Source organism: Deltaproteobacteria bacterium, assembly GCA_030654105.1.
GTDB lineage: Bacteria > Desulfobacterota > SM23-61 > SM23-61 > SM23-61 > JAHJQK01.
On record JAURYC010000250.1, the window covers coordinates 1 to 7293 of the forward strand.

Annotated in this window: 6 protein-coding genes; 5 read left to right on the forward strand and 1 reads right to left on the reverse strand. The window is 48.1% G+C overall.

The genetic code is table 11. From position 1 onward, the window contains the following. The 5 genes from lipA to Q7V48_10535 all read left to right on the forward strand — a co-directional run. On the forward strand, nucleotides 1–798 hold a 798-nt coding region (lipA, locus tag Q7V48_10515), incomplete at its 5' end, for a lipoyl synthase (GenBank protein MDO9211161.1). A gap of 97 nt (nucleotides 799–895) precedes the next feature. Then, complete coding sequence (locus tag Q7V48_10520; GenBank protein MDO9211162.1) at nucleotides 896–1654, forward strand: glucose 1-dehydrogenase; 759 nt, start codon at nucleotides 896–898, stop codon at nucleotides 1652–1654. 197 nt (nucleotides 1655–1851) lie between these two features. Next, complete coding sequence (locus Q7V48_10525) at nucleotides 1852–3099, forward strand: MFS transporter (GenBank protein MDO9211163.1); 1248 nt, start codon at nucleotides 1852–1854, stop codon at nucleotides 3097–3099. A 79-nt stretch (nucleotides 3100–3178) separates the two neighbouring features. After that, on the forward strand, nucleotides 3179–4342 hold the full coding sequence (locus Q7V48_10530; protein ID MDO9211164.1) for a DUF401 family protein: 1164 nt from the start codon (nucleotides 3179–3181) through the stop codon (nucleotides 4340–4342). A 252-nt stretch (nucleotides 4343–4594) separates the two neighbouring features. After that, the gene (locus tag Q7V48_10535) at nucleotides 4595–5500 is read left to right on the forward strand and encodes an NAD(P)-binding domain-containing protein (GenBank protein ID MDO9211165.1); all 906 of its coding nucleotides are present in this window, start codon (nucleotides 4595–4597) and stop codon (nucleotides 5498–5500) included. A gap of 1058 nt (nucleotides 5501–6558) precedes the next feature. Here the strand turns inward: Q7V48_10535 and Q7V48_10540 are convergent. Beyond that, nucleotides 6559–7182, reverse strand: a complete 624-nt coding sequence (locus Q7V48_10540; protein ID MDO9211166.1) for a hypothetical protein — start codon at nucleotides 7180–7182, stop codon at nucleotides 6559–6561. Nucleotides 7183–7293: the final 111 nt, after the last annotated feature.

Sequence of the window (7293 nt, forward strand, 5' to 3'; positions counted from 1 at the left end):
TGCCCGAACCAGGGTGAGTGTTTTACCCAGGGAACCGCAACCTTCTTAATCCTGGGCCGTATCTGCACCCGAAACTGTACCTTTTGCGCCATTCCTTCAGAAGAGCGGCCACCGGCGCCGGACCCCGAAGAACCCCAACGAATTGTCGAGGCGGCGTCAGAGTTGGGGCTTACCCACGTGGTGGTCACCTCGGTGACCCGGGATGACCTGGAGGATGGCGGCGCTTCCCACTTTGCTAAGACCGTGAGAGCCCTTAAGAGAACTGAATCCACCATCGTCGTGGAGGTGCTGATCCCTGATTTTCAAGGCTCCTTCGAATCCTTGAAGATCGTCGCGGATAGTGGCCCGGACATTGTCAACCACAACTTAGAAACCGTGCCCCGCCTCTATCCGGAGGTCCGCCCGCAGGCTGATTACCGCAGGTCCCTTCACCTTTTAAAAACGGTCAAGGAGATCGATCCGGGAAGAGTCACCAAATCCGGGCTGATGCTGGGATTGGGGGAGCAGAGGGATGAAGTTTTGGAGGTCATGAACGATCTAAGGAAAATCTCCTGCGATCTTCTGACCCTGGGCCAGTATCTGCAACCATCGGGCAGGCATCACCCGGTCGTTCGATATATTCCGCCGGAGGAATTCGAAGACCTGCGTTGCGCAGGTGAAAAGATGGGATTCAAAGCGGTCTTTTCCGCCCCCCTGGTCCGCAGCTCGTTCCACGCGGCCGAGGTATTTAAGAAAATCTATTTAGCCACAGAGGGCACAGAGGTCACCGAGAAGATTATGAATCAAAGATCAAAATGACCTGAAATGTAAATTTTTTCCCTTTTGCAATTTTTATTCCTCTTTAATTTTTTTGTTTTCTCTGTGCCCTCTGTGGCAAATTTTCTTGGGAGGTTTTATGCGATTTCGGGGAAAAGTGGTTTTGATCACCGGTGCAGGAGTGGGTATCGGTCGGGCAGCGGCTGTTCGCTTCGGCAAAGAAGGAGCGAAGGTAGCCATCAACTCTCTGACTCCGACCAATGGCCAGGAGACTTTGCGTCTACTTCAAGAGGCCCGGGGGCAAGGGATCTACATTCAAGGAGATGTTTCCATAACCGCCGATGCCCGGCGCATAGTAGAAGAGACGGTAAAAGCCTTCGGCCGGATCGACATTCTGGTGAACAACGCCGGGATCGTCCTTCCCGGAAGAGTGGACAATATATCCGAAGAAGACTGGGACCGTACCATAGCTGTGAACCTGAAAGGAGTTTATTTAGTCTCCAAGTATACGATCCCGGAGATGCGCAAAATCGGCGGAGGAGTGATTGTTCTCAATGCCTCCGTAGTGGCCATCAAAGGGGTGAAAGACCGGGGGGCTTACACGGCCTCCAAAGGAGGAGTCTTGGCCTTAACCAAAGCCATGGCCGCGGATTATCTTTCTGAAAATATTCGGGTGAATTGTGTATGCCCCGGCACTACCTACACCCCATCCTTAGAAAGAAGGATCCAGGCCTTCGCCGACCCCGAAAAAGCCAGAGTTGACTTTATCGCCCGCCAGCCCATGGGACGACTGGGAAAGGATGAGGAAATCGCTGCTGCCATTCTCTTTGCCGCTTCGGATGAAGCAGCCTTTATGACCGGGGCGAATATCGCCATCGACGGTGGAATGACCATCTGAGAAGGGGAAAACCACCCGTTAAATTAATTGGGACGCAGATTTTCGCAGATACTCGCAGATAAAGATTTCAAGCCAATTGCCTCCAGGGTGTCCCAATGAATCTTTTATTATAGGGTCAAAAAGGAATTTCCTATACAATCAAGTTAAATGTCCCCTCACCCTGCCCCTCTCCCCCGCAACTGGGGGAGAGGGTGGGGGTGAGGGGGTTCGCCTTGACGCCTATGTTTAAAAATATTTATTATGGTTGGTGGATTGTTTTTTCTTGCTTTCTGATCAGCCTCTATGTGGGTAGTATTACCTTTTTTGGCTTTACGGCCTTTTTTGAGCCGCTGGTAAAGGAATTTGGCTGGAGCTACACCCAAATCTCGTTGGGGGCCAGCTTGCGCGGCTTGGAAATGGGGATTTTCGCCTTTCCCATCGGTTTCCTCGTCGATCGCTATGGTTCAAGAAAGCTTATCTTCAGCGGAGTGATCGCGTCCGGCTTTGGGCTTATTTTGCTCAGTTTTACCCAATCCCTGGCCATGTTTTACGGTTCTATTCTTCTCCTGGGCTTGGGAGCGGGTGGGTGTACCATCGTCGTCACCATGTCCGCCGTGGCCAACTGGTTTGATAAAAATGTAGGAAAAGCCTTTGGAGTTATGGCCTCGGGATTTGGCGCCAGTGGATTGATTGTCCCCATCATTGTCTGGCTCATTGAGGTTTATCAGTGGAGGGCTACATTGATGATCCTCGGAGTGGGGATGTGGATTCTGGGAATCCCCTTATCATTCGTTATCCGTAACAAACCCGCACAGTACGCTAAACTTTCCGATGGAAAGGGAGCAGACAAGGCAGTTCCCCCAGATGAAATTCGGAACAAAAAAGTGGACATACCTTTCCGGGAGGTGCTGAAGAAGAAATCTTTTTTGTATTTAAACTTTGTGGAGGCAGTCCGGATGATGACCGTTTCGGCAGTGGTCACCCACATCATGCCTTATCTCAGCAGCTTGGGAGTTTCCCGGACTACGGCTGGCCTGGTGGCGGCCGCCATCCCTCTCTCCAGCATCATCGGTCGCCTTGGCTTTGGGTGGTTGGGTGACATATTGACTAAAAGATACGTGATGGCCCTGGCATTCTCCCTTATGGGAGTAGGAACGATTATCTTATGTTTTTTGCAAATGAAATGGATGATCTTTCCTTTTCTTCTTATTTTCCCACCGAGTTTTGGGGGGACCATGGTCCTACGGGGAGCCATTTTGAGGGAATACTTCGGCAAAGAGTCTTTCGGCAAGATGATCGGAATGGTAATGACTTCGGCCTCCGTCGGAGGAATTATCGGTCCTACCTTAGCCGGATGGGTATTTGATTCTGTGGGAAGTTATCTTTTCGCCTGGATATTCTTTTCCGGCCTCGTTGGTCTGGCCACTATACTGGTTTTGCGAATTAAACCCATACCAACGTCATAAAAAGGAGTAAAAAGCCATTCTTTTCGGCTCTTTGATAAACCTTCGGAAGCGCTGGCTGGCTTAGGGAAAGCGGGTAATCATGCTTGGCTATTTACTAATTTTAGGGGCCCTGATCCTGGGCCTGGCAGCGGGTTATGATCTCCCCCAAATTGCCACTTACTTCCTTCAGGGCCTTTTAGAAGGAGGGACCCTGCAACTATTGGGAGTAATAACCCTAATCGAGATGCTCACCATCTTCCTGGAACTCACCGGAAGTCTCCAAAGAATCCTGGCCTCCCTACGCAGGATCTTCGAAAATTCGGGTGTGCTGATTGCTCTTGTCCCTTCGCTACTGGGGCTCTTTCCTGTTCCCGGGGGGGCTATGCTTTCGGCCCCGATGGTAGGAATCTACGGGGACGAGATCGGCTTCAAAGCCAACCGCAAATCTACCATTAATCTATTCTTTCGGCACATATGGGACCAGGTCTTTCCTTTTAAGCCCCACTTGATTCTGGCAGCCACTGTGGTTGACATCCCCCTCTTTACCCTTATCGGCTGGAACCTTCCGGTCACCCTGGCCAGCGTTCTGGTTGGCTTTTGGTATCTAATCGGGCGCGACCCCAGGCTGAAACCACTCATTCCCACCAACCATGAGGATCCCCAAAGAGGACGTCCTCTTTGGGTCGAAGTGGCCCCCCTAATGATCCCGCTGGTTCTGGCGTTGGGGTTCCGCATCGATTTTGTTTATGCCATGGCCACCGGGCTACTCTTCGGGCTGCTGACCCAAAAGGTTTCGGGCAGCATGCTAAAAAAAATGGTTCTCAAAGGAATCCGCCCCCAGCTCCTTTTTATTCTGGCTGCAGTCATGATTTTTAAAACCCTCCTGGAAAATTCTGGTCTTATCAAAATTTTGGCCCACTTGCTTCCCGGCTATGGCATCCCCGTGGGAATTTTGGCTTTCGCCCTCCCGCTGATCATCAGTTTTGCAACCGGGATGGAGTTAGTAGCCGTAGGAATGGTATACCCCCTGTTGCTTGGTCTGATTCCCCCGGGAACACTTGCACTTCCTTACATTATCATCATGATGACGGCTAACGCCATCGGGCAAACCCATTCTCCAGTGCATATCTGCATGGTTGTTGGAAATGAGTATTTCGGCGCCAGTCTGAGGCGGGTTATTTGGATGAGCCTTATCCCTCAGGGATTCAGGCTGGCCGCAGCTCTGCTCTTTGCTTGGGCTTTAGCCATCTTCCTCCCCCGCTGATCAAAATTATAGGGTTTAAGCGGGGACGAACCAATTTAAACGGTTGATCCCTAAATTTAATAGGACGTAGATTTACGCAGATAACCACAGATAATTATTTTCTTTTTAGTTTATCCTGATAATCTGGGTTTACCCTGTTAGATCGTAAACATCTAACAGGGTGAATCCGTGTCCAAAAAAGAATTTCCTATACAATTGAATGAATGTTGAAGAAAATATTCTATCCCACATACCCGGCTGAAAGGAGGGGTTATGGAAAGAATTATCGGATTCATCGGCCTCGGGGCCATGGGAAAGCCCATGGCCTTGAACCTGATTAAAAAGGGGTTTTCTCTTTGGATATATGACCTCGTCGAGGAAAAAATGAAACCGCTTATATCCCAGGGAGCTCGAGCCTGCGGATCATCCCGCGAGGTGGCCGCGAATTGCCCGGTGATCATCACGATCCTACCCGGGCCCGCGGACGTGCGGGCTGCCGTTCTCGGGAAAGAGGGGGTGATCGAAGGGATTAAGCCAAAGGCTACATTAATAGAAATGAGCACGATCGATCCCTTGACCACCCGGGAGGTTGCCGCAGCCCTGAGCACTAAAGGGGTCGCCATGTTGGACGCCCCTGTAGCCCGGGGAGTGCCGGCAGCCGTTGGAGGGACCCTGAGCATTTTCGTGGGTGGCGAAAAAAAAGTTTTGGAAGAATGTCTGGATGTCTTAAAAGCTATGGGTACGGACATCTTCCACGTGGGAGAGACAGGATGCGGCCACGTGGTAAAAATGATCAACAACCTCATCTTAGGTGGAACCGTCGCCCTTCTTGCTGAAGCCCTTGTCCTGGGAGTGAAAGCCGGCGTGAAACCCAAGTTATTGTATGAAGCCCTCTGTGAGGGGTCGGCCGGAAGCTTTGCCTTAAAGAATCAGGTCGGGCAGTCGGTATTAAAAGGGATTTTTGAAGAGGGGCGCTTTTCAGTTGACTACATGATGAAAGACTTGGGGCTGGCTTTGGAGACCGGAAGGGGCTTGCATGTCCCGCTCCCCATCGCGGCTTTAGCTATGCAGGTGTACGAAAGCGTCCGGGCGGCAGGAAAAAATAAAATGTATTATCCGGTGGTGATCACCCAATGGGAAGAACTGGCTGGAGTCAAGGTACGCACCGAGAGCCTGTAAGCAGAGGAAAATGGATAACTTTTTTCCTTTTGGGTTCTTGAGTTTCAGTCGAGGGGAGCTCCTCATTACCACATTATAGTGTCAGACTTCGTCCTTAAAGAAGAGATCGCGGAGAGGTGGTATAAAGTGGTTGGGTCTGGGGATGAAAAGCATTTGAGAGCAGGGACAGGGATTAATGCGATTAGATCAAAGGGGCAGTTATACGGTTATCTCTCGACCTACATAAAAAAGCTGGACCAAAAGACTCCTCCAGAAAGGTTTGAAGATGTGGGCCGTTTCTGGGGATCATCAAGAAATCTTCTGTCATTCAAAGTCTATAGACAAATAAATCAGTACTGTAAGGTAGTGTGGAACATCAAACTTCTACGCAATTGGTATAAGACTCACCTAAGGGGGTTTGGAATAAGGTGGAAGTGGAAGGGAATGGGCTTTATTGCTCTTGATGGGAACTATTTAGTAAAAGGATTAATGTCTTTGAAATGCTGATTTCACAAGTATGCAACTCTCATATTAAAAGCGAACCCAGGATTACCACTTGAAATCAACTATTCGACCTTGTGGAGAAGCCATTACTACACCAGTAGTTTACTTTTCCAATTAAAAGACCTTCCTGGTTCCAACACAGAAGAGGATCCTGTCTGTGAAAATAGGTTACAAAGTTAGAGGAGTTGAGGATAGTTAAATCTAATATCGAGGCCTGGTGAACTTTTCGCAGATGTGCATCGTAGGGAAAACGGATAGAAAAGATAAGACGGCTAAAATAAACAATTTTTCGGAAAATAATGACCTTTTGAAATGCTCAAATAAAAACATACCGAAAGTCCCCAAAAATAAAAGAAAGAGCATGACTACTGCAATGGCATTAATCCTTTTTATCAGGTTCCTGCTATTAAGCTCTTTCATCAGAAACTTTATCAAGTTGAAAACCCTGTCAATAATTATAATTTCCATTGGGTTCCTACCCATGAAGCTTCTAATCCACAAATTTATCCCCCATAGGACGACCACAAGAAGTACCAAGAATTCGTAAAAAGTCATTCCTAAATAACGCCAGAGCATTATTTCTCGACCTGTTTTTCCATAAGGATTCCGAACAGGTAAAAGAATGCACTGATTCCGAAGACAAAATAGGCTAAGATCGGATGGACTAAATCAATACCAAAAATTTTTGCAATGGCAAGGAAAAGCAAGGAAAAGAAACCGTAACAGATAGAATACTTCTGAAGTTTCTGAGGACTATTTATCGCCGAAAGCTGCTCTCGAAAATATTCGTTTTCGGATTTGACATTCCTGTACTCTTTTAGCAATTTTTCATATGTCATGTAAGTATAAGTTGTTGGAACGTTAATTGGAGAAATAAAAGCACGAACCATCCCTTCCGCCTCTGCAGATACTTCCTTTTCCCATGTGACATTGCCAATGCCGTGACGGCTTGCAACTAAACCCCAATCAAAAAAGACCGTTCCAATTGCCGCTACATTAGGTATAGTAACTCTTGGGTTTTCGCTCGATAACTGAAGGTCCTCAACCAATACCGAAGCTTCGCCAGTAATATCGCGCATTTCAATTGTGGTCGGAAATGCTATCGGTTTATTCTCATAGCTGTAATTAGAAAAAACTTTTTCAACAATTCTTTCTATTTCATCTTTTGAACCCGCCCCCACAAGCCTCGTCGTCTCCATTGTTATCCCCCGAATATAAATTGCTCGGCAGATGTATTTATGTAGTCTATCGGCCAATTCAAAGCTTTATTAAATAATTTCTCGGCCCCCTGTGGATCGTCCTTTCTAATT